Below are 19,328 nucleotides of genomic sequence, written 5' to 3'. Positions count from 1 at the left end.
CCATCCCCGCGCCGGCGGGGCGCGTGTCATGATCGGCGTTTCCGTCGCCATGATCGGGGGACCATCCCCGCACAGGCGGGGCGTGTACTTCGCGACCTGCGGCATTGCTCGCATCACGACCGGCCCCGAGGATTCAGGGCCCGGTCGAGCAGTTGGAGCCCGGCCAGCCGTGACGGGAGACGCGGTCGGCCGTGGCCGTACGGGTGGCCCTACTTCTGGCGGTCCGGGACGGCGAAGCCGCGCATGGGCCGGGGCTCCGGGTCCCGAGAATCCGGCTCCTGAGCTTGCTTCCAGGCGGCGACCAGCTCGGCGTATCGCGGGTCGATCCACTCGCTCATCCGGTCCTCCTCGTTGTCGGCCCGCCCAGCGTACTCAGCCCTTTGGCTTGGGTTTCGGGATCAGGACGATCGGCCTCTCGCTGGAGTGGCTACCCGCCGCTGCTGGCCGGTGTGGATGCCTAGTGGAGGCGCAGACGCTGCGGGAGAGGGCGGCTCCGGCGGAAGCCGCGATGTGACGACGGCGTCCCGGCATGTCCAGGCCAGGAAACGCATGGGCGGCCGGGGCCGTCCCCGCGTACGCGGAGAGCACGCCTGGGCACGCACGTTGGCGTCGATCGCCCCGGGGCCATCCCCGCATGCGCGGGGAACACGCTATTGGTGCTCCCCACCACCGAGACAGATGGGGGCCATCCCCGCGTTCACGGGGAGCACTCTCACTCACCTGCGACGCTACTGCTGGTCCGGCAACTCCGCTTGCACTTCCGGAGGATCAGACAACCCGGGCACTTCGCGACCCTCTGTCACCCATGACAGCCGCCCCCGTCAGCGAAGTCGCCACCCGGTGCCGTACGGCTCGGTCGGGGCCGGAGCAGGGCGCGTCGCCCGCGCCCCGTCCCGAGGGGCCCGTCACGGGGGTTTCCCGGCTAACCGGCCGCAGGTTTCTTCGGCGCAGCGGACGCGGCGCGGAAGGCGCTTGGGCTTAGGCCCTTGTGGCGTTTGAACGCGGTGCTGAAGCCGAAGGCGTCGGCGTAGCCGACGGACTTGGCGATCCGGGCGATGCCGAGGTCGGTCTCGGACAGCAGCGCCTCGGCCTCGTCCATGCGGCACTCGGTGAGGTAGGCGAGAGGCGGGCGGCCCATCAGTTCGGTGAAGCGCTTGGCGAACAGGGCGCGCGAGACGCCGGCCCGGGCGGCCAGGGACGCCACCGTCCAGGCCTCGGCGGGTCGTTCGTTGAAGGACTCCAGGGCGGGGGCGAGCACCGGGTCGGCGAGGCCCCGGTACCAGCCGGGCGCGTCGGCGCCCGCCCGGTCGAACCAGGTGCGCAAGGTGCAGACCAGGGCCCAGTCGAGGAGCCGGTCCATCAGCGCCTGCGAACCGGCCGAGTGCCGGGCGGCGTCGATGGCGGCCGCCTCCAGCCAGGTGCAGACCTCGGCGTCCTCCGTGACCACCAGGACCGGCGGCAGGGTGCGCAGGAGCCGTTCGTGGCGCATGCCCGAGGCGCGGTAGGCGCCCACGATCAACGCGGTCGTCTCCTGGGAGTCGGCGCCCCAGTGGATGCCGCCGAGTTCCTGGGCGGCGCAGTCGGTGTTCGCGGTGAAGCAGGCGATCTCGTACGCGGCGTGGGCGCCGCGGAGGGTGGCGGGACGGTCCACGAGATTGAACGGCGCGGAAGCGCGCACGAGGACCGTGTCGCCCGGGCCGACCGCCCGCTCGGTTCCGTCGGCCAGCAGCAGGGTGCCGCCACCACGCAGCACGTTGATCATGGTGAGCGGCGCGTCGTCGACGAAGCGGATGGCCCAGGGCGCCGTCAGTACGGCATGGCTGACGATCGACCCTTCGGCCCGGATGCCGCTCAGCAGCGAACTCAGAGGGTCCATGGCGGATAGGGTAGACGATCTCCTATGTCTCGGAGCGTTTCTGCTATAGATCGTCCATGTCAGCCCGGCTGTACTGGACTCACCGAACCGACCGAGACCAGCCGCAGCCGGGAGACACCGTGACGCAGCACGACAACCGCACCAGGACCGCCCTCGTCGTCGTGGCACACCACCGCACCGATTCCCTCACCGCGCACACGGCCCGCCGTGCCGCCACCCGGCTCGAAGCCGCCGGATACCGCGTCGACCTGCTCGACCTGCACGCCGAGGGGTTCGACCCGCGGATGAACGAGTCGGACCAGCCGGACTGGGGCAACCGGGAGAAGGCGTACTCGGACGAGGTGCGGACCCATATGCGGCGCATCCTCGACGCCGATGTCCTCGTCGTCGTCTTCCCGGTGTACTGGATGAGCGTGCCCGCCGTCCTCAAGGGCTGGATCGACCGCGTATGGAACTACGGCTTCGCATACGGCCGCAGCAAGCCCCGCCTCGCCGGCAAGCGCATCCTGTGGCTGGGCCTGGCCGGTGCCACCGCCGACGATCCTCTCGTGGAGGGGATGCAGACCGTCCTGGAGAGCGGTCTGAACGACGGCATCGCCTACTACTGCGGCTTCTCCCGCTCCACCGTCGGCCTGCTCACCGACGCGGAGGAGCGTCCGCAGCGTGTCGACGCCGAAGGCACCCTCTTGGTCGGCGCGGCGGTCGCGGGCTCCGAGCGGGAGGCGCGGTACGCGGCCTTCGACCGTCGTGCAGAGGGGTTCGTGGATCGGTTCGTGGCCGAGGAGCTTGTGGCGGTCTGAACCCTGGGAGGGGGAGGACTACGTAGTCCGCGAGGACCGGGTCGGCTGCACCACCACAGCCCCGTCCGCCGGAGAGGTCGCCACCCGGGCCGTGCGGCAGGTGCCCGACTCCAGCAGGGCGGCGGCCACATGCGCGGCCGCGTCGACGTCCTTGACCAGGAAGGCGGTGGTCGGGCCGGAGCCGGAGACGAGGGCGGCGAGGGCGCCGGCGGTGGTGCCGGTGGTGAGGGTGGCGGCGAGGGAGGGGCGGAGGGAGAGGGCGGCGGGTTGGAGGTCGTTGGCGAGGGTGGCGGCGAGGGCGGTGGGGTCGCCGGTGCGGAGGGCTTCGAGGAGGGCGGGGGTGGCGACGGGGGGCGGGACGGCGGTGTCGGCGGTGAGGCGGTCGAACTCGGCGTAGACGGCGGGGGTGGAGAGGCCGCCGTCGGCCACCGCGAAGACCCAGTGGAAGTCGCCGCCCACCGGGAGCGGGGTGAGGTGCTCGCCGCGGCCGGTGCCGAGGGCGGCGCCGCCCAGCAGGGAGAACGGGACGTCGCTGCCCAACTCGGCGCAGAGGGCGAGGAGTTCGTCGCGGGGGGTGGACAGGCCCCAGAGGATGTCGCAGGCGAGGAGGGCGGCGGCCCCGTCGGCGCTGCCGCCCGCCATCCCCCCGGCGACCGGGATGTCCTTGGCGATGTGCAGGTGGACGTCGGGGGCGATGCCGTGGTGGGCCGCCAGGGCCTCGGCGGCGCGGGCGGCCAGGTTGGTGGAGTCCAGGGGGACCTGGGGGGCGTCGGGGCCGGAGCAGGTGACGACGACACCACCGGAGGAGGGAGTGGCCGTCACCTCGTCGTAGAGGGAGACGGCGAGGAAGACGTTGGCCAGGTCGTGGTAGCCGTCGGGGCGGGCGCCGCCCACCGCCAGTTGGACGTTGACCTTGGCGGGGACCCGGACGGTCACCCCCGTACGCGTACCGGTGCTGCTCACGCTTCCTTGGCCTCCGCGATCCGGGCGAACTCTTCGACGGTGAGGGACTCGCCACGAGCCTGCGGGGAGACCCCGGCGGTGGTGAGGGCGCGCTCGGCGGCGGCCGGGGAGCCGGCCCACCCGGCGAGCGCGGCGCGCAGGGTCTTGCGGCGCTGGGCGAAGGCCGCGTCGATGACGGAGAAGACCTCGCGCTTGGTGGCGGTGGTGGCGACGGGGCTGGCGCGGCGGACCAGGGAGACCAGGCCGGAGTCGACGTTGGGGGCCGGCCAGAAGACGTTGCGGCCGATGGACCCGGCCCGCTTGACCTCCGCGTACCAGTTGGCCTTGACCGAGGGCACTCCGTACACCTTGTTGCCGGGGCCCGCGGCCAGCCGGTCGGCGACCTCCGCCTGGACCATGACGAGGGTGCGCTCGATGGTCGGGAAGCGGTCCAGCATGTGGAGGAGGACGGGGACGGCGACGTTGTAGGGGAGGTTCGCCACCAGGGCGGTGGGGGGCGGGCCGGGGAGCTCGTCGACCAGCATCGCGTCGGAGTGGACGAGCGAGAAGCGGTCGGCGCGGGCGGGCATGCGGGCGGCGACGGTGGAGGGGAGGGCGGCGGCGAGGACGTCGTCGATCTCCACGGCGGTGACCCGGTCGGCGGCCTCCAGGAGGGCCAGGGTGAGGGAGCCGAGGCCGGGGCCGACCTCGACCACGACGTCCTCCGGACGCACCTCGGCCGTGCGGACGATCCGGCGCACGGTGTTGGCGTCGATGACGAAGTTCTGGCCGCGCTGCTTGGTCGGGCGCACGCCCAGCGCGGCGGCCAGCTCGCGGATGTCGGCGGGGCCGAGGAGGGCGTCGGGCTCAGTGGTGCTCACCGATACAGCCTACGGGCACCAATGCTCAGTAATTGAACCTCCCCGGCGCCTCATCCGTGCAGCCTGGCGCCGCAGTGCGGCCAGGGGCTGGCGCCGCGCTGCACATAGAGCTTCTTCGCCCGGAAGGTCTGCTCGGCGGCGGGCGCCTGCTGGGCGGTGCCGCTGCCGCCGAGGGCCTGCCAGGTGGAGGGGTCGAACTGGTACAGGCCTCCGTAGGTGCCGGACGGGTCGACCGCGTCCGCCCGGCCGCCGGACTCGCAGGCGGCCAGCGCGGCCCAGTCCAGGCCGTCGGCGCCGGAGACCGCGACGGTGGCGGGCCGGGGCCGGGTGCCGACCCGGACCTGGCGGCTGACCGGCTCGCGGGCGATCTCGTCGGCCAGCAGCCGGGGCCGCTGCCGGACGCCGTTGACCGTGCGCAGGGCGTAGGTGAGGCGGCGCACGCCTGCCCGGCCCTGGCGCTCCACCACCTCCGTACCGGTGTACAGCTCGGGATCGGAGGTGCGGACGACCGTGTACGGCAGCGGTTCCTCGCGGACCTCGCGGCCGTCGGTGATCCGCATGACGGTGACCGTCTGGCCGTCGCGGGGGAACGTGCCGGCGGGTACGGAGGTGGTGTCCTGCCCGGCGAGCGTGATCCCGGCCTGGGCGAGCGCCTCGCCGACGGTGGCGGCGTTGGTGCGGATGGTGCGCTCGCGCCCGTCGGCCATGAAGGTCACCGCCCGCTCGGTGCGTACGTCGAGGGTGAGGCCGGAGCGCGGGATCGGGGTGGTGGGAGCGGTGGAGAGGTACGCGCCCGAGGACCGGACGCCGATCTCGCGCAGGGCCTCGTCAACGGTGCCCACCGTCGTCCACAGCTGTCGGCGTTGGCCGTCCAGGGTGAGGGCGACGGGACGTCCGTAGCGCAGCTGGACCCGGTCGCCGTCGGAGAGGGTGCCGTCCGGGCCGCCGGGGGTGACGGTGTCGTGCGGGCCGGGGGCCAGGTCCTCCTCGGCGAGCAGTTCCCGTACGTCGTCGGCGAAGGTGTGCAGGGTGCGGGCCGGGCCGCCGTCGACGCTGAGCTCCACCGCCTTGTCCTGGGCGACGAAGGCGGTGGTGCCGCCGGCGAGGACCGCGACGACGAGCGCCTGGGGGACGAGCCGCCGCAGCGTGTCCGGCCCACTGGACGATTCGGGGGCGGGGAGGGGGGTGGGGAGGGGGACTGCCGGGTCGGGGGTACGGCGTCGGCGGGCGGCTGCCGCCCGACGCGCCTCGCCCCGGCCATCGGTCGGCGGCCCACCGGTCGGCGGCCCATCGGTCGGCGGCGGGGGCGGCGCGGGGGAGGTGTACGCCGGGTGGCTGCCGTACGGAGCCGGGTCGTACGGGCTCGGCGGCTCCGGCGGCCAGGGGGTCTGGGGCCAGGGGGCGGCCGGGGGTACGGGGGCGGGGCCCGGGCCGTACGCGGTGACGGGCGGCGGGCCGTACCCATCAGCAATCGACGGCGCCCTGTACCCCTCGACGGTGGACGGTGGACCGTACCCATCAGCCATCGACGGCGCGCCGTAACCGTCCGCGAGGGGCGGCGGACCGTACCCCTCGGCGACCGGCGGCGGACCGAACCCGGCGGCGACCACCGGCGGACCGTAGCCCTCGGCAGCCGCCGGCGGGCCGTAGGCGACCGGCGGGGGGCCGTAGCCGGGGGCCGGCTCGTACTCGTATGTGGCGGAGGTGCTCACGAGGCCGGGACCCTAGCGGAGTCTCGGTCACTCTCCCAAACAGCCCGGTTACGCGGTGTCGCGCTCGGCGGTGGTGACCAGGTGCTGCTCAGTAGTCGAAGGCGCGGGCCGTGTTGACGGCGATCGCGGTGGCCATGGCCTCCTCGTCCACCCCCCGCACCTCGGCCATCGCCCGCACCGTGAGCGGGATCAGATAGGGCGCGTTGGGCCGCCCGCGGTAGGGGGCGGGGGTGAGGAAGGGGGCGTCGGTCTCCACCAGGACCAGGTCCAGGGGGGCGACCGCGAGGGCGTCCCGGAGGGGCTGAGCGTTCTTGAAGGTGACGTTTCCGGCGAAGGACATGAAGTAGCCGGCCTGGGCGCAGATGCGGGCCATCTCGGCGTCGCCCGAGTAGCAGTGGAAGACGGTCCGTTCGGGCGCGCCCTCCTCGGCGAGGATCCGCAGCACATCGGCGTGGGCCTCGCGGTCGTGGATGACCAGCGCCTTGCCGTGTCGCTTGGCGATCTCGATATGGGCGCGGAACGAGCGCTCCTGGGCGGCCATGCCCTCGGGGCCGGTACGGAAGTAGTCGAGCCCGGTCTCGCCGACGGCCCGCACCTGGGGCAGCGCGGCCAGCCGGTCGATCTCGGCGAGGGCGTCGTCCAGGGCGCCGTCGCCGCCGGCTTCTCGGGCCCCCTGACGGGACCAGCCTCCCCCAGCCCCAGGGGGCTGGGAGGTGCCCCCACCATCCCCCAGGACGATCCGAGGCGCCTCGTTGGGGTGCAGGGCGACGGCGGCATGCACGTTGGCGTGGGCGGCGGCCGTCTCCGCCGCCCAGCGGGAGCCCTTCAGGTCGCAGCCCACCTGGACGACCGTCTCGACACCGACCGCGGCGGCCTTGGCGAGCGCCTCGTCCACGGTGCCGGACTGCATGTCCAGGTGGGTGTGCGAATCGGCGACCGGTACGCCGAGGGGTTCGGGCAGCGGCGGCGGGGCGTCCTTGGCACTCATGCCCCGATCGTACGGAAGCCGCCGCCCGGACCCGTTCGCCCGGACCCGTTCGCCCGGACCCAGTGCGGGCTACCTGCCCCGGAAGGGGTGCAGCAGGTCCGACAGATGCCAGTGGTGCGGCTCCTTGCGCAGGTCGGCGTCCGGGGCGGCGGCGGGCTGGGCCGGCACGGCGGAGGCGGGCGCGGAGGGGTCGATCGGGACGGCGGGGACCGGGCTCGCGGCGGCGGCCGCGGCGGCCTCGCGCTCCCGCTCGTCCAGGTCGGTGGGGCCGAGCGGTCCGAGGGCGCCCCGGGCCGGGACGGACTGCCGGGCGAGCAGGTCCAGCACCGAGGAGACCTGGCCGGAGCGCATGATGCGCACCACATGGCTGTCGCAGTTCTCGCAGGTGGGCTTGGAGAGCGGGGAGGCCACCCGGCGCCCGCCGTCGGCGCGGTAGACCACGAAGGCGTGGCCGTCGACGTCGGTGTGGTGCTCTATCTCGTAGGCCTGCTCCCAGCCGTGCCCGCACCTCATGCAGGCGAAGGCGTAGGCCTCATGTCCGACCGGGGTGCTCACTATCTCGGTCATGCCGGCTCCTTCCCACTCGGGACTGCTCAGGACCCGTTGGGGGGCACCTCAGCGCGCACGCATGCGGACGCATGCCGCCGAGGAGTGCTCTGGCCGCCGAATTCGGCCGTCGAGCGGGTCACTGAAGCCAGTGGACGCCTTCACCGGCAGGAGCGCTAAGGCATCTGCCGAACCATCGAACCGATTTGGGACGCCGCATACCGGGAGGCCCGGTCTGCGGTCTTTTCTTTGCCTTTCACGATAGGCCTTTACCGTGCGCTGAGCCTTCCGGAGAGGCGTTCTTTGCCGCCACGACGGCATCGAAGACCTCGCGCTTGGGTAGCCCGGCCTCGACGGCGACCGCCGCGATGGCCTCTTTGCGCCGCTCCCCCGCCTCCTCGCGCACCCGCACCCTGCGTACCAGCTCGGCGGGGTCGAGATCGGCCGGTCCTGGCTCGGGCGCGCCCTCCACCACGACGGTGATCTCACCCCGTACGCCCTCGGCCGCCCAGCGGGCCAGTTCGGCCAGCGGGCCGCGCCGGACCTCCTCGTAGGTCTTGGTCAGCTCCCGGCAGACGGCGGCGCGCCGGTCGGCGCCGAACACCTCCGCCATCGCGGCCAGGGTGTCGTCCAGCCGGTGCGGGGCCTCGAAGTAGACCAGGGTGCGCCGCTCGCCGGCCACCTCGCGCAGCCGGCCCAGCCGCTCGCCCGCCTTGCGGGGCAGGAACCCCTCGAAGCAGAAGCGGTCCACCGGCAGCCCGGACAGCGCCAGCGCGGTGAGCACGGCGGACGGGCCGGGTACGGCGGTGACCCGGATGTCCCGCTCCACGGCGGCGGCGACCAGCCGGTAGCCGGGGTCGGAGACGGAGGGCATGCCCGCGTCGGTGACCAGCAGCACCCGGGCGCCGCCGGCCAGCGCCTCGACCAGCTCGGGGGTGCGGGCGGACTCGTTGCCCTCGAAATAGGAGACGACCCGGCCGGTGGGCTGGACGTTCAGGGCGGCGGTCAGCCGGCGCAGCCGCCGGGTGTCCTCGGCGGCGACCACATCGGCGGCGGCCAGTTCGGCGGCGAGCCGGGGCGGGGCGTCGGCGGTGTCGCCGATCGGGGTGCCGGCGAGGACCAGCGTCCCGGCGGCGGAGTCTCGGATGCCTCCCCGCCGACTCGCCTCGATGCCCGTGTCGGCGGACATATCGTCTCGCACGTCCGTACTCGTCTCCGTGCCCGTCTCCGAGCCCGTGTCGCTGTCCGTTCCTGTCACACGGGCCATCCTCGCAGCCCGGACGCACGACGCGCACAGGCCTGTTCCCTACGATGGCGCGGTGACCAAGACTGCGCCTGAGGCTGCCGAGGCCGTGCCCGGCCGGGACGCCGGGGAAGAACCGCCGTCGTGGCGGCACCGCCTGCGCCGCTTCGGCTACGCCCCGCCGCCCTCGGCCGCCGGGCTGCGGGAGCGGCTGGTGCCGCCGTACGCCCGGCCCTCCGAGCGGGTGTGGGCGCTGTTCGGGGTACCGCCGGACGCGGCGGACCGGGTCTGGCGGCGGTGGGCGTGGGGCGGGCCGCTGCTGGTGGCGCTGGTCGCCGGGGTGCTGCGGTTCTGGCGGCTGGGCGAGCCCAAGGCGGTGATATTCGACGAGACGTACTACGCCAAGGACGCCTGGGCGCTGATCCACCAGGGCTACGAGGGGTCGTGGCCGAAAGACGTCGACAAGTCGATCCTGGCGAACCCGGACGCGGTGGCGGTACCGGTCGACCCCGGCTATGTGGTGCACCCGCCGCTGGGGAAGTGGGTGATCGGGCTCGGCGAGGCGATGTTCGGGTTCGACCCGTTCGGCTGGCGGTTCATGATGGCGGTGCTCGGCACGCTGTCGGTGCTGATGCTCTGCCGGATCGGGCGGCGGCTGTTCCGCTCGACGTTCCTGGGCTGCCTGGCGGGCGCGCTGCTCGCGGTGGACGGGCTGCACTTCGTGATGAGCCGCACCGCGCTGCTGGACCTGGTGGTGATGTTCTTCGTACTGGCGGCGTTCGGTTGCCTGCTGGTGGACCGGGACCGGGCGCGGGCCCGGCTGGCGGCGGCGCTGCCGATGAGCGAGGACGGGGGCGTGCTCCGGCCGGACGCCGATATCGCGGAACGGCTGGGGCTGGGCTGGCGGCCGTGGCGGCTGGCGGCCGGGGTGATGCTCGGCATGGCGGCGGCCACCAAGTGGAACGGGCTGTTCGTGCTGGCGGCCTTCGGGCTGCTGACGGTGCTCTGGGACGTGGGCGCGCGGCGGACGGCGGGCGCGGTCCGCCCGTACGCGGCGGTGCTGCGGCGGGATCTGGTGCCCGCCTTCCTCTCCACCGTCCCGGTGGCCATCGCCACCTATCTGGCCTCCTGGACGGGGTGGATCGCGACCGACCGGGGCTACTTCCGGAACTGGGCGGCCACCGAGGGCAAGGACAGCTCCTGGTCATGGCTGGCGCCGGACTGGCTGCGCAGCCTGTGGCACTACGAGACCCAGGTCTACGACTTCCATGTGGAGCTGACCTCGGGCCATACGTACCAGTCGAACCCGTGGAGCTGGATCGTGCTGGGCCGCCCGGTCTCGTACTTCTACGAGGACCCGGCCCCCGGCACCGGCGGCTGCCCGGCCGGCACCGCGGAGAAGTGCGCCAGCGAGGTGCTGGCCATCGGCACCCCGCTGCTGTGGTGGGCGGCCTGCTTCGCCGTGCTGTACGTGCTGTGGCGCTGGCTGTTCCGCCGGGACTGGCGGGCCGGGGCCATCGCCTGCGCCATCGCGGCGGGGTGGCTGCCCTGGTTCCACTACCAGGAGCGGACGATCTTCCTGTTCTACGCGGTGGTGTTCGTGCCGTTCCTCTGCCTGGCTGTCGCCATGATGATCGGCGCCATCCTCGGCCCACCCGGCACCGGCCCGGCCGCCGAGCGGCGCCGCACCGTCGGCGCGATCGGCGCGGGGGTGCTGGTGCTGCTGATCATCTGGAACTTCATCTACTTCTGGCCGCTGTTCACCGCCGAGCCGATCCCGCTGGACGACTGGCGGGGGCGGATGTGGCTGGATACGTGGGTATAGCGGCCCCGCTTGTGCGGGGCTGCGCCGCCGCCCTGGCCGCCACGGCCCTCGCCCTGCTCGGCCGGCCACTGCTGGGCGGTGGGACGCCGGGGCACCCGGTGGGCACCGCGCTGGACGGGAAGGCCGGGGCGGGCGGGACGGCGACCTACGCGCACGCCGAGGTGGGCGGGGAGTACTGGGTGGCCCTGCCCCCGGCGGAGAACGTCTCCGACGAGCCGGTGACGCTGCTGGCGGGCGAGTTCACGGACGTCCCGCGCGGCCTGAAGCTGGTCGAGTACCGGGCCCTCAGCCACCGGGACACGGACGGGCACCCGCTGGGGGTCTCCCCCGTCAGGCGCGGAACCGGCCTGCCCGATCCCATCCCCCTGCGGGCCCACTCCGCCCGCCCGTCGCCCATCGCGCCGCACCGGCCGGGGGAGGTGTTCTGGGCGGCCCGGTTCCAGGTGGTGGGAAGGATCACCGGCGACCTCTCCGGCTGCCGCTACCGCTACCGCCACGGCGGCGTGGAGTACGAACAGACGCTGAGCTGCGCCACCCGCGTCCGGCTGGGCCCGCCGGTGGGGTAGGGCGCCGACGGGCGGGCGCCCGAGGCGCGTTCCGGACAGGGGCCCGGGGCGTTCCGGACAGGCGCCCGGGGCGCGTTCCGGACAGGCGCCCGAGGCGCGTTCCAGTCGGGCACCCGGGGCGCGTTCCAGTCGGCCCCCAGGGGCGTTCCAGTCGGCTCCCAGGGCGCGTTCCGGTCGGGTAACGATCCGAACTGTTGTCAGAGGGGTCGCGTAGAGTGCCCGAGGTATCACGCTTGAACGTGTTCAAGCACGGTTTCAGGCTCACGGGGGCTCCTGGGGAGGGGACTGCACCATGCGCAGCGGAGCGAAGGTCGCCATCGTCGGCGGCGCGTTCGTCCTGGTGGCGGGCGGCGTCGGCTATGCGGGGTTCAACCTGTGGAACGGCATCACGGGCGGGGTGGACAACGTTGGCGAGGCGCGACCGCTGAAGGCCTCCGGGCCGATCACCGCGGAGGAGACCGAGCGGACCTCGCGGGACTTCCTGGCCGCCTGGGCCAAGGGGGACGCGGAGGCGGCCGGGCAGCTGACCAACGACCCGGCGAACGCCACCCCGGTGGTGGGGAGCTTCCGGGAGGCGGCCCATGTGACCAAGGCGGTGATCACCCCCGGGACGGCGAACGGCGCCAGCGTGCCGTACACGGTGAAGGCGACCGTCAGCCACCAGGGGCACAGCAAGGTGCTGTCGTACTCCTCGAAGCTGACCGTGGTGCGCGGGGCCACCACCGGCCGGCCCCTGGTCGACTGGGCGCCGGCGGTGCTGCACCCCAAGCTGACCAAGGGTGCGTCGCTGCGTACCGGTGAGGCGGAGACCGCCGCGATCGAGGCGGTGGACCGCCAGGGGCGGAAGCTGACCCGGGAGAAGTACCCGTCCCTCGCCACCGTCCTGGACACCCTGCGCACCCGGTACGCGGACCAGGTCGAGGGCGAGCCGGGCATCGAGACCTGGATCGAGCCGGCCTCCGCCGAGGCGCCGAACCAGACCCTGCTGACCCTCACCAAGGGGGTGCCCGGCAAGCTGCGGACCACGCTGGACGCCGAGGTGCAGGCGGCCGCCGAGCGGGCGGTGAAGAGGTTCGGGCAGGCCTCGGTGGTGGCGATCCGGCCCAGCACCGGCGAGATCAGCGCGGTCGCCAACAACCCGGCCGGCGGGTTCGACACCGCGATGCAGGGCGCCCAGGCCCCCGGCTCCACGATGAAGATCGTCACCGCGGCGATGATGCTGGACCGGGGTGTGGTGGACGGGCCGTCCTCACCGGTCGAGTGCCCGGAGGAGGTGCAGTGGAAGGGCGGCACCTTCCACAACCTCGACCACTTCTCCATACCGGACGGCGGCAGCCTCACCGAGAGCTTCCGGCGCTCCTGCAACACCGCGTTCATCAAGGCGGTGGGCCCGCTGAGCGAGAAGGACGTGGAGGACACCGCGCTGGGTGAGACGGCGCGGAAGTACTTCGGCCTCGGTGGGGTGTGGTCCACCGGGATCCCCTCCACCGACGCCAGTGTGCCCGCCTCGGAGGGCTCGGAGACGGCCGCCTCCTATATCGGTCAGGGCAAGGTCACCATGAACGCGCTCAGCGTGGCCTCCATCGCGGCGACCGCGAAGAGCGGGGCCTTCCACCAGCCGGTGCTCGTGCCCAAGGAGCTGATCAAGGGCGAGATCACCACCGCGCAGCCGCTGCCCGGGAACATCGCCTCCGCCCTGCGGACCATGATGAACGCCACGGCGACCACCGGCACCGGCGCCCAGGCGATGGCCTCGGTGAGCGGGGACAAGGGCGCCAAGACCGGCTCGGCGGAGGTGGACGGGCAGTCCTCGTCCAACAGCTGGTTCACCGGCTACGCCGACGACCTGGCCGCCGCCTCGGTGGTCCAGTCCGGCGGCCACGGCGGCGACTCGGCCGGCAAGGTGGTCGCGGACGTGCTCAACGCCCGGTAAACGCAGCAGGGGAATCCGGCGGGAGCCCGTCCACTGGGCGAAACGGTTCGCGTGGCTCGTACACCTACCGTTAGCGTGCGGGCCATGAGCGATTCCGTCCCCGATTCCGGGGTGTTCGTCGGCCACGCCGGCGCCACCGTCGCCGAGATACGCGAGCGGGCGGCGTGACGCCGCTGGTGGTGGCCGCCGTACTCACCGCGGCGGTGACGCACGCCGGCTGGAACGCGATCGCCCACCACATCCGCGACAAGCTGGTCTCGTTCACCCTGATCGCGGGGGGCGGGCTGCTGATCGGCGCCGTGCTGGCCTGCTTCGCCCCGCTGCCGGACCCGGCGGCCTGGCCGTATCTGGGGCTGTCGGCGGTGCTGCACGTGGCATACATGCTGCTGCTGATGCGTTCGTTCACGCTGGGCGACTTCGGCCAGATGTACCCGATCGCCCGCGGCACCGCGCCGCTGGTGGTGACCGTGCTCGCGGCCTTCCTGGTGCACGAGATCCCCGACGGGCAGCAGCTGATGGGCGTGGCGGTGGCCTGCGCGGGGCTGGTCGGCCTCGCCGTCTGGGGCATCCGGGGCACCGGGCGCTCCCCGCACTGGCCCGCGCTGCTGGCGGCGGTGGCCACCGGGGTCGCCATCGCCGGGTACACCGTGGTGGACGGCATGGGGGTACGGGCCGCGGACACCCCGCTCGGCTACACCGCCTGGCTGATGGTCGCCGAGGGCGTCGCCATCCCGGTCTACGCGCTCTACCGGCGCCGCTCGGAGCTGGCGGCCCAGCTGCGGCCGTACGCGGCACGCGGGCTGCTCGGCGCGGCGCTGTCGGTGGCCGCGTACGGGCTGGTGCTCTGGGCGCAGACCCGGGCTCCGCTCGCCCCGGTCGCCGCGCTGCGCGAGTCCTCGATCATCGTCGGGGCCGCGATCGGGGCGCTGTTCTTCAAGGAGCGGTTCGGCGCGCCCAGGATCGCGGCCGCCGGGTTGATGGTCGTCGGCATCGGCTTGATGCTGCACGGCGGGTGAGGATCCACGCAGCAGGGGCGCAGGCGTGGGATTCCGGGGTAGGCCGGGAAGGGAGACGAGACGTCCGGGGGACTTGGCCGCCCGGTACCCGACGGAAGTGAGCTGACGATGACCGACGACGCCTACCTCTACCTCGCGCAGAACGGCATCACCACCGGTGCACCGGGTGTCCCGCTGGTCGCCGTGGGCGGTCTGGAGTGCCTGGAGACCTCGGCGGTACAGGCCTGGTTCGGCGCCCAGGGCGTCTCGCCGGACTCCCAGGCCGTACGGCTGACGGTGCCGGAGGAGGCGGTCGCCATCCCCGAGGACGCCGAGCGGCTGCCCGTACCCCTGAACGAGGAGGAGCTGGCCCGGGTCCGGCAGGCGGCCGCCTCGGGGGTGCGCTCCTCGGTGGAGGCCGAGCTCATGGCGTACCAGAACTGCGCCGGCGACCGCGACGAGCTGCTGCGCCGGGCCGTCGCCTCCGGGCTGCCCGCCCACCGGATCGCCGAGCTGACCGGCCTCGACCCGGTGACGGTCGCCGCGGCGGCGGGGAGCTGAGGGAGGCCGGGGAAGACCAGGAGAGGACGAGGGGGAGGCGGGGGCGATGACCGGGAATCCGCGGCTGATGCGGGGCGGGGCGCTGGTGGGCGAGCTGCGTCCCAGCGGGATGGACATGCCGCTGCTGCTGCACGACTTCCTGCCCGGACCGGGCTGGGCGGAGGTCGGCCCGTACTTCGAGGCGCTGAACGCGGTCGGCCCGCATGACTCGGAGGAACGGCTGCTGGAGCGGGCCATCGCCGCCATCGTGGCGCTGGGGCTGACCCTGGAGCACCCGGACGGCGGGCGGACGCTGAGGGTGCACCAGGAGTGCGCGCTCCGGATCGAGGACGGGGAGGCCTCGGTGCGGTACTGGGTCCAGCCGTATGCATAGAGATCAGCCGATAGGGATCGGCGGATAGGGATCGGCGGATGGCGGTCAGCCGATGACGGTCTTCACGGCGCGGATCAGCGCCTGGGCGCGCGGGTCGGCGGTGACGGTCCTGCGCATGCCGTTGGTGACATAGCCGAGGGCGATGCCGGACTCCGGGTCGGCGAAGCCGAGGGAGCCGCCGCGGCCGGGGTGGCCGAAGGAGCCGGGGCCGAGCAGCGGGGAGGCCGGGCAGTGCAGCATGTAGCCGAGGCCGAAGCGGGTGGAGACCACCAGCACCCGATCCGGCCCGGCGGACTCCTGGGTGCGGGCCATGGCCAGGGTGGCCGGGGCGAAGAGCCGGTGGCCGTCCACCGGCCCGAGGGTGGCGGCGTAGAAGCGGGCCAGCGCCCGGGCGGTGGAGACGCCGGTGGAGCCGGGCAGTTCGGCGGCCCGGTAGGCGGGGTCGTTCTCGTCGGGTACGGGGGTGATGGCCGCGAAGGCGCGGCGGGTGAGCGACTCGGGGTCGGCGTAGGCGTCGGCGACCGAGCGCTTGGGGCGCAGCCGCAGCCCACCGCCGGCGGCCGGCTCCGGTTCGGCGACCGGGCCGACCCGGCCCACCCGGTGGGCCTCGTCCGCCGGCAGCCCGATCCACAGGTCCAGCCCGAGCGGGCGGGCGATCTCCTCGGCGACCCAGCGCCCCAGGGAGCGCCCGGTGACCCGCCGGACCAGGCCGCCGAGCAGCCAGCTGTACGTGTGGGGGTGGTAGCCGTGGTCGGTGCCGGGCCGCCACAGCGGGGCCTGGGCGGCGACGGCGGCCGAGGAGAGGGCAGGGTCGGCGGCCTCGGCGAGGGTCAGCGGGCGGTCCAGCACCGGGACGCCCGTCTGGTGGGCGAGCAGATGGCGGACGAGCGCCCGCTCCTTGCCGTTCGCCTTGAACTCGGGCCAGTAGGTGCCCACCGGCGCGTCCAGGTCGAGCTGGCCGCGCTGGTGCAGCAGCAGCGGTACGGCGGCGGCGACGCCCTTGGTGACCGAGCGGACCACCTGCGCGGTGTCCACCGCCCAGGGCGCCTCCCCGTCCACGTCCCGGGTGCCGGCCCAGAGGTCCACCACCTTGCGCCCGTCGCGGTAGACGGCGACCGCGGCGCCCCGCTCCCCGCGCTGCTCGAAGTTGCGGACGAACGCCTCCCGGACGGGTTCCCAGCCCGTTGCCGCACTTCCCTGGACGTCCACCGTCTCGTACTCCTCGCGCCTTGTCCGCCATCGCCGTACGGGGCGGTGTTGCCCACCCGGCCCCGTCCCATGGTGCAACGGGCTACCGGTCGCCCGGCTTCCGGGTCGTGGTCACGGGTGTGACCGGGGCCGCCGCCGGGTCGAAGCCGAACGGCAGCTCCAGCCGGTGGCGGCGCATCAGCTCCCGGTCGGCGAGGAGTTGGCCGGTCGGGGCGTCGGCGGCGATCACGCCCTCGCTGAGCACCACCGACCGCGGGCACAGCTCCAGCGCGTACGGGAGGTCATGGGTGACCATCAGCACGGTGACGTCCAACGAGCGGACGATGTCGGCCAGTTCGCGGCGCGAGGCGGGGTCCAGGTTGGAGGAGGGCTCGTCCAGGACGAGGATCTCCGGCTCCATGACCAGCACGGTGGCGACGGCCACCCGGCGGCGCTGCCCGAAGGAGAGGTGGTGCGGCGGCCGGTCGGCGAAATCGGCCATCCCGACCCGTTCCAGCGCGGTGCGCACCGCCGCCTCCAGCTCCGGGCCGCGCATCCCGGCGGCGGCCGGGCCGAAGGCCACGTCCTCCCGGACGGTGGGCATGAAGAGCTGGTCGTCCGGGTCCTGGAAGACGATCCCGACCCGGCGCCGGATCTCCGCCAGATTGGCCTGGGCCACCGGCAGCCCGGCCACGGCGACCGTCCCGGCGCCCGCGGTGAGGATGCCGTTGAGGTGGAGGACCAGGGTGGTCTTGCCCGCCCCGTTGGGCCCGAGCAGGGCGACCCGCTCACCGCGCTCCACGGTCAGGTCGACGCCGAACAGGGCCTGGTGGCCGTCGGGATACGCGTAGGCGAGGCCGCGCACGTCCAGGGAGGGAACGAAAGCCAGGGTGCCGCTCATGGCGTCCATCCCAGCAGACGGCGACAGAGCGGGCGTACGGGGGTCACAGGGCCCACCCCAGCAGGCAGACCAGCAGCGCGGCCAGCGGCAGGGCGGCCGCGGCGGTCCACTGGGCACGGGAGGCGGTGACCCGGTCGATCACCGGCATGGTCCCGGCGTAGCCGCGGCTGAGCATCGCCAGATGGACGCGTTCGCCGCGCTCGTAGGAGCGGATGAACAGGGCGCCGGCCGACTTGGCCAGCACCGCCCAGTGGCGCGGGCCACTGGCCTCGAAGCCCCGGGAGCGGCGGGCGACGGACATCCGCCGCATCTCGTCGGTGACCACGTCCCCGTAGCGGATCATGAAGGTCGCGATCTGCACCAGCAGCGGCGGCAGCCTCAGCCGCTCCAGCCCGAGCAGCAGGGCACGCAGCTCGGTGGTGGCGGCGAGCAGCACCGACGCGGCGACCCCGAGGGTGGCCTTGGCCAGCACGTTCCAGGCGTCCCACAGTCCGGGGACGGAGACGGAGACGGGCAGGAAGCCGAGCGGCTGGATCTGCTCGCCGGGCACCACGAACGGCATCAGGAAGGCGAAGGCGACGAACGGCACCTCGATGAGCATCCGCCGCAGCAGGAAGCCGATCGGGACCCTGGCCGTCACGGCGACGGCGGCGAGCAGCAGGGCGTACGCGCCGAAGGCCCAGAGCGCGGTGCGCGGGGTGCAGACCACGACCAGCACAAAGCAGAAGACGGCCGCCAGCTTGCAGTGCGGCGGGAGCCGGTGGACGGCGGAGTCCCCCCGGCGGTAGAGCCGCTGGGCATGGCCCGCACCCATCAGACGGCCTCCCGGCCAGCGGCGACGTCCATGACGGCATCCATCTCAGACGGTCTCCCGGTCGCTCTGCTCGCGGTGGTCGGATGTCTCCCGGCGGCGGCGGACGACGGTGAAGACCCCGGTGCCGACGGCGATCGTCCCTGCCACCCCGATGGCCCCGGCCAGACCGACCGAGAGCCGGGGGTCGTCGATACCGGCCACGCCGTAGTCGGCGAGCGGGGAGTCGGCCAGCCCGTGGTCCCGGACCTCCCGGTCGATGCCCTTGTCGGCGGCGACCCGCTCCAGGCCGTCGGGGCTGGCGGAGGCGTAGAAGGAGAAGAACGCGGCCAGGACGAGGGCGGCGGCCGCTCCGATGCCCCACACCCGGCGGGTGGAGTGGCGGTGTACGGGGGCAGGGGCGGGCTTCGGCTCGCGCGCGGGGGCGTCCACCAGTTCGCCGCCGACCCGCAGCTTCAGCGGTGCGGCCAGGTCCCGGGCCCCGTACACCAGGTCGGGGCGGACGGCGAGCACGGCGCCGACAGTCACCGCGGTGATCAGGGCCTCGCCGATGCCGATCAGGACATGGACGCCGAGCATGGCGGCGAGCACGGTGCCGACCGGGACGTTGGTGGTCCCGCCGATGGCGTACAGCAGGGTGAAGGCGGCCGCGGCGGCCGGTACGGAGACCAGCGCGGCGACAAAGGAGGCGGCGGTCACCGAGGAGCGCCGGCGGGGCAGCACCTTCACCAGGGTGCGGAAGAGTGCGTAGGCGACGACGACCGTGACCACGCCCATCAGCAGGATGTTGACCCCCAGCGCGGTGAGCCCGCCGTCGGCGAAGAGCAGCGCCTGCATCAGCAGCACCATGGAGACGACCAGGATCCCGGTGTACGGCCCGACCAGGATCGCGGCGAGCGCCCCGCCGAGCAGATGGCCGCTGGTCCCGGCGGCCACCGGGAAGTTCAGCATCTGCACGGCGAAGACGAAGGCGGCGACCAGTCCGGCCAATGGCGCGGTCTTCTCGTCCAGCTCCTTACGGGCCCCGCGCAGGGCGACGGCCACCGCTCCGGCGGCGGCGACACCGGCGGCGACGGAGACGGGTGCGTTGATGAATCCGTCAGGGACATGCATGGTGGGCCCGCTTTCGGACAGGCGATACGGAGAGGGCTTCCGCATGATGGGGCTTGTTGCGAGCCGGTCGCAAG

19 protein-coding genes are annotated in these 19,328 nt (G+C 73.7%); 7 read left to right on the top strand and 12 right to left on the bottom strand.

Going from position 1 to position 19,328, the window contains the following annotated elements:
• Positions 1 to 209: 209 nt before the first annotated feature.
• Both ABZ945_RS01805 and ABZ945_RS01800 read right to left on the bottom strand, forming a co-directional pair.
• Complete coding sequence (locus ABZ945_RS01805) at positions 210 to 338, bottom strand: hypothetical protein (RefSeq protein WP_361262256.1); 129 nt, start codon at positions 336 to 338, stop codon at positions 210 to 212.
• 584 nt (positions 339 to 922) lie between these two features.
• Entirely contained in the window at positions 923 to 1,876 is a 954-nt protein-coding gene (locus tag ABZ945_RS01800) for an AraC family transcriptional regulator (RefSeq protein ID WP_361262253.1), read from the bottom strand.
• Positions 1,877 to 1,995: 119 nt separating this feature from the next.
• On the opposite strand from ABZ945_RS01800, the gene ABZ945_RS01795 reads away from it, so the two are divergent.
• Positions 1,996 to 2,676, top strand: coding sequence for an NAD(P)H oxidoreductase (locus ABZ945_RS01795; protein WP_361262251.1), 681 nt, complete (start codon positions 1,996 to 1,998; stop codon positions 2,674 to 2,676).
• Between the two features lie 18 nt (positions 2,677 to 2,694).
• On the opposite strand, the gene ABZ945_RS01790 is transcribed toward ABZ945_RS01795, so the two are convergent.
• The 6 genes from ABZ945_RS01790 to rsmI all read right to left on the bottom strand — a co-directional run bounded on the left by ABZ945_RS01790 (position 2,695) and on the right by rsmI (position 8,934).
• The gene (locus ABZ945_RS01790; RefSeq protein WP_361262248.1) at positions 2,695 to 3,639 is read right to left on the bottom strand and encodes a 4-(cytidine 5'-diphospho)-2-C-methyl-D-erythritol kinase; all 945 of its coding nucleotides are present in this window, start codon (positions 3,637 to 3,639) and stop codon (positions 2,695 to 2,697) included.
• Entirely contained in the window at positions 3,636 to 4,499 is an 864-nt protein-coding gene (rsmA, locus tag ABZ945_RS01785; RefSeq protein WP_361262246.1) for a 16S rRNA (adenine(1518)-N(6)/adenine(1519)-N(6))-dimethyltransferase RsmA, read from the bottom strand. The genes ABZ945_RS01790 and rsmA overlap by 4 nt, the downstream gene beginning before the upstream one ends.
• 50 nt (positions 4,500 to 4,549) lie before the next feature.
• Positions 4,550 to 6,025 (bottom strand): ubiquitin-like domain-containing protein, encoded by a 1,476-nt coding sequence (locus ABZ945_RS01780; RefSeq protein WP_361262900.1) that lies wholly within the window; start codon positions 6,023 to 6,025, stop codon positions 4,550 to 4,552.
• A gap of 274 nt (positions 6,026 to 6,299) precedes the next feature.
• On the bottom strand, positions 6,300 to 7,199 hold the full coding sequence (locus ABZ945_RS01775; protein WP_361262243.1) for a TatD family hydrolase: 900 nt from the start codon (positions 7,197 to 7,199) through the stop codon (positions 6,300 to 6,302).
• 69 nt (positions 7,200 to 7,268) lie between these two features.
• The gene (locus ABZ945_RS01770; RefSeq protein WP_361262240.1) at positions 7,269 to 7,766 is read right to left on the bottom strand and encodes a hypothetical protein; all 498 of its coding nucleotides are present in this window, start codon (positions 7,764 to 7,766) and stop codon (positions 7,269 to 7,271) included.
• A 235-nt stretch (positions 7,767 to 8,001) separates the two neighbouring features.
• Positions 8,002 to 8,934 carry a 16S rRNA (cytidine(1402)-2'-O)-methyltransferase gene (rsmI, locus tag ABZ945_RS01765; RefSeq protein ID WP_361262237.1) on the bottom strand — a complete coding sequence of 311 codons (933 nt, stop codon included), beginning with the start codon at positions 8,932 to 8,934 and terminating at the stop codon, positions 8,002 to 8,004.
• Positions 8,935 to 9,064: 130 nt separating this feature from the next.
• On the opposite strand from rsmI, the gene ABZ945_RS01760 reads away from it, so the two are divergent.
• The 6 genes from ABZ945_RS01760 (at position 9,065) to ABZ945_RS01735 (ending at position 15,241) form a co-directional block, all read left to right on the top strand.
• Entirely contained in the window at positions 9,065 to 10,813 is a 1,749-nt protein-coding gene (locus ABZ945_RS01760; RefSeq protein WP_361262234.1) for a phospholipid carrier-dependent glycosyltransferase, read from the top strand.
• Positions 10,792 to 11,379, top strand: coding sequence for a hypothetical protein (locus ABZ945_RS01755; RefSeq protein ID WP_361262231.1), 588 nt, complete (start codon positions 10,792 to 10,794; stop codon positions 11,377 to 11,379). Before ABZ945_RS01760 ends, ABZ945_RS01755 begins: the two co-directional genes overlap by 22 nt.
• Before the next feature lie 292 nt (positions 11,380 to 11,671).
• Positions 11,672 to 13,312: a penicillin-binding transpeptidase domain-containing protein gene (locus tag ABZ945_RS01750; protein ID WP_361262228.1), complete on the top strand. Its 1,641-nt coding sequence runs from the start codon at positions 11,672 to 11,674 to the stop codon at positions 13,310 to 13,312.
• Positions 13,313 to 13,476: 164 nt separating this feature from the next.
• The gene (locus tag ABZ945_RS01745) at positions 13,477 to 14,328 is read left to right on the top strand and encodes an EamA family transporter (protein WP_361262225.1); all 852 of its coding nucleotides are present in this window, start codon (positions 13,477 to 13,479) and stop codon (positions 14,326 to 14,328) included.
• Between the two features lie 108 nt (positions 14,329 to 14,436).
• The gene (locus tag ABZ945_RS01740) at positions 14,437 to 14,868 is read left to right on the top strand and encodes a DUF6003 family protein (RefSeq protein ID WP_361262222.1); all 432 of its coding nucleotides are present in this window, start codon (positions 14,437 to 14,439) and stop codon (positions 14,866 to 14,868) included.
• A gap of 46 nt (positions 14,869 to 14,914) precedes the next feature.
• A complete protein-coding gene (locus ABZ945_RS01735) occupies positions 14,915 to 15,241 on the top strand; it encodes a hypothetical protein (RefSeq protein WP_361262219.1) in 327 nt (108 codons plus the stop codon).
• Positions 15,242 to 15,286: 45 nt separating this feature from the next.
• Here ABZ945_RS01735 and ABZ945_RS01730 read toward each other — a convergent pair whose 3' ends face one another.
• The 4 genes from ABZ945_RS01730 to ABZ945_RS01715 all read right to left on the bottom strand — a co-directional run bounded on the left by ABZ945_RS01730 (position 15,287) and on the right by ABZ945_RS01715 (position 19,254).
• A complete protein-coding gene (locus ABZ945_RS01730; RefSeq protein WP_361262216.1) occupies positions 15,287 to 16,450 on the bottom strand; it encodes a serine hydrolase domain-containing protein in 1,164 nt (387 codons plus the stop codon).
• Positions 16,451 to 16,532: 82 nt separating this feature from the next.
• Entirely contained in the window at positions 16,533 to 17,330 is a 798-nt protein-coding gene (locus ABZ945_RS01725; protein ID WP_361262213.1) for an ABC transporter ATP-binding protein, read from the bottom strand.
• A gap of 43 nt (positions 17,331 to 17,373) precedes the next feature.
• The gene (gene cbiQ, locus ABZ945_RS01720) at positions 17,374 to 18,144 is read right to left on the bottom strand and encodes a cobalt ECF transporter T component CbiQ (protein WP_361262210.1); all 771 of its coding nucleotides are present in this window, start codon (positions 18,142 to 18,144) and stop codon (positions 17,374 to 17,376) included.
• A 45-nt stretch (positions 18,145 to 18,189) separates the two neighbouring features.
• Positions 18,190 to 19,254, bottom strand: coding sequence for an energy-coupling factor ABC transporter permease (locus ABZ945_RS01715; RefSeq protein ID WP_361262207.1), 1,065 nt, complete (start codon positions 19,252 to 19,254; stop codon positions 18,190 to 18,192).
• Between the last annotated feature and the right edge of the window lie 74 nt (positions 19,255 to 19,328).

This window comes from Streptomyces sp. NPDC046887 (assembly GCF_040644755.1).
GTDB lineage: Bacteria > Actinomycetota > Actinomycetes > Streptomycetales > Streptomycetaceae > Streptomyces > Streptomyces lichenis.
Note: the sequence above shows the minus strand (reverse complement) of the source record. Positions and strands in the feature narration are given on the sequence as shown.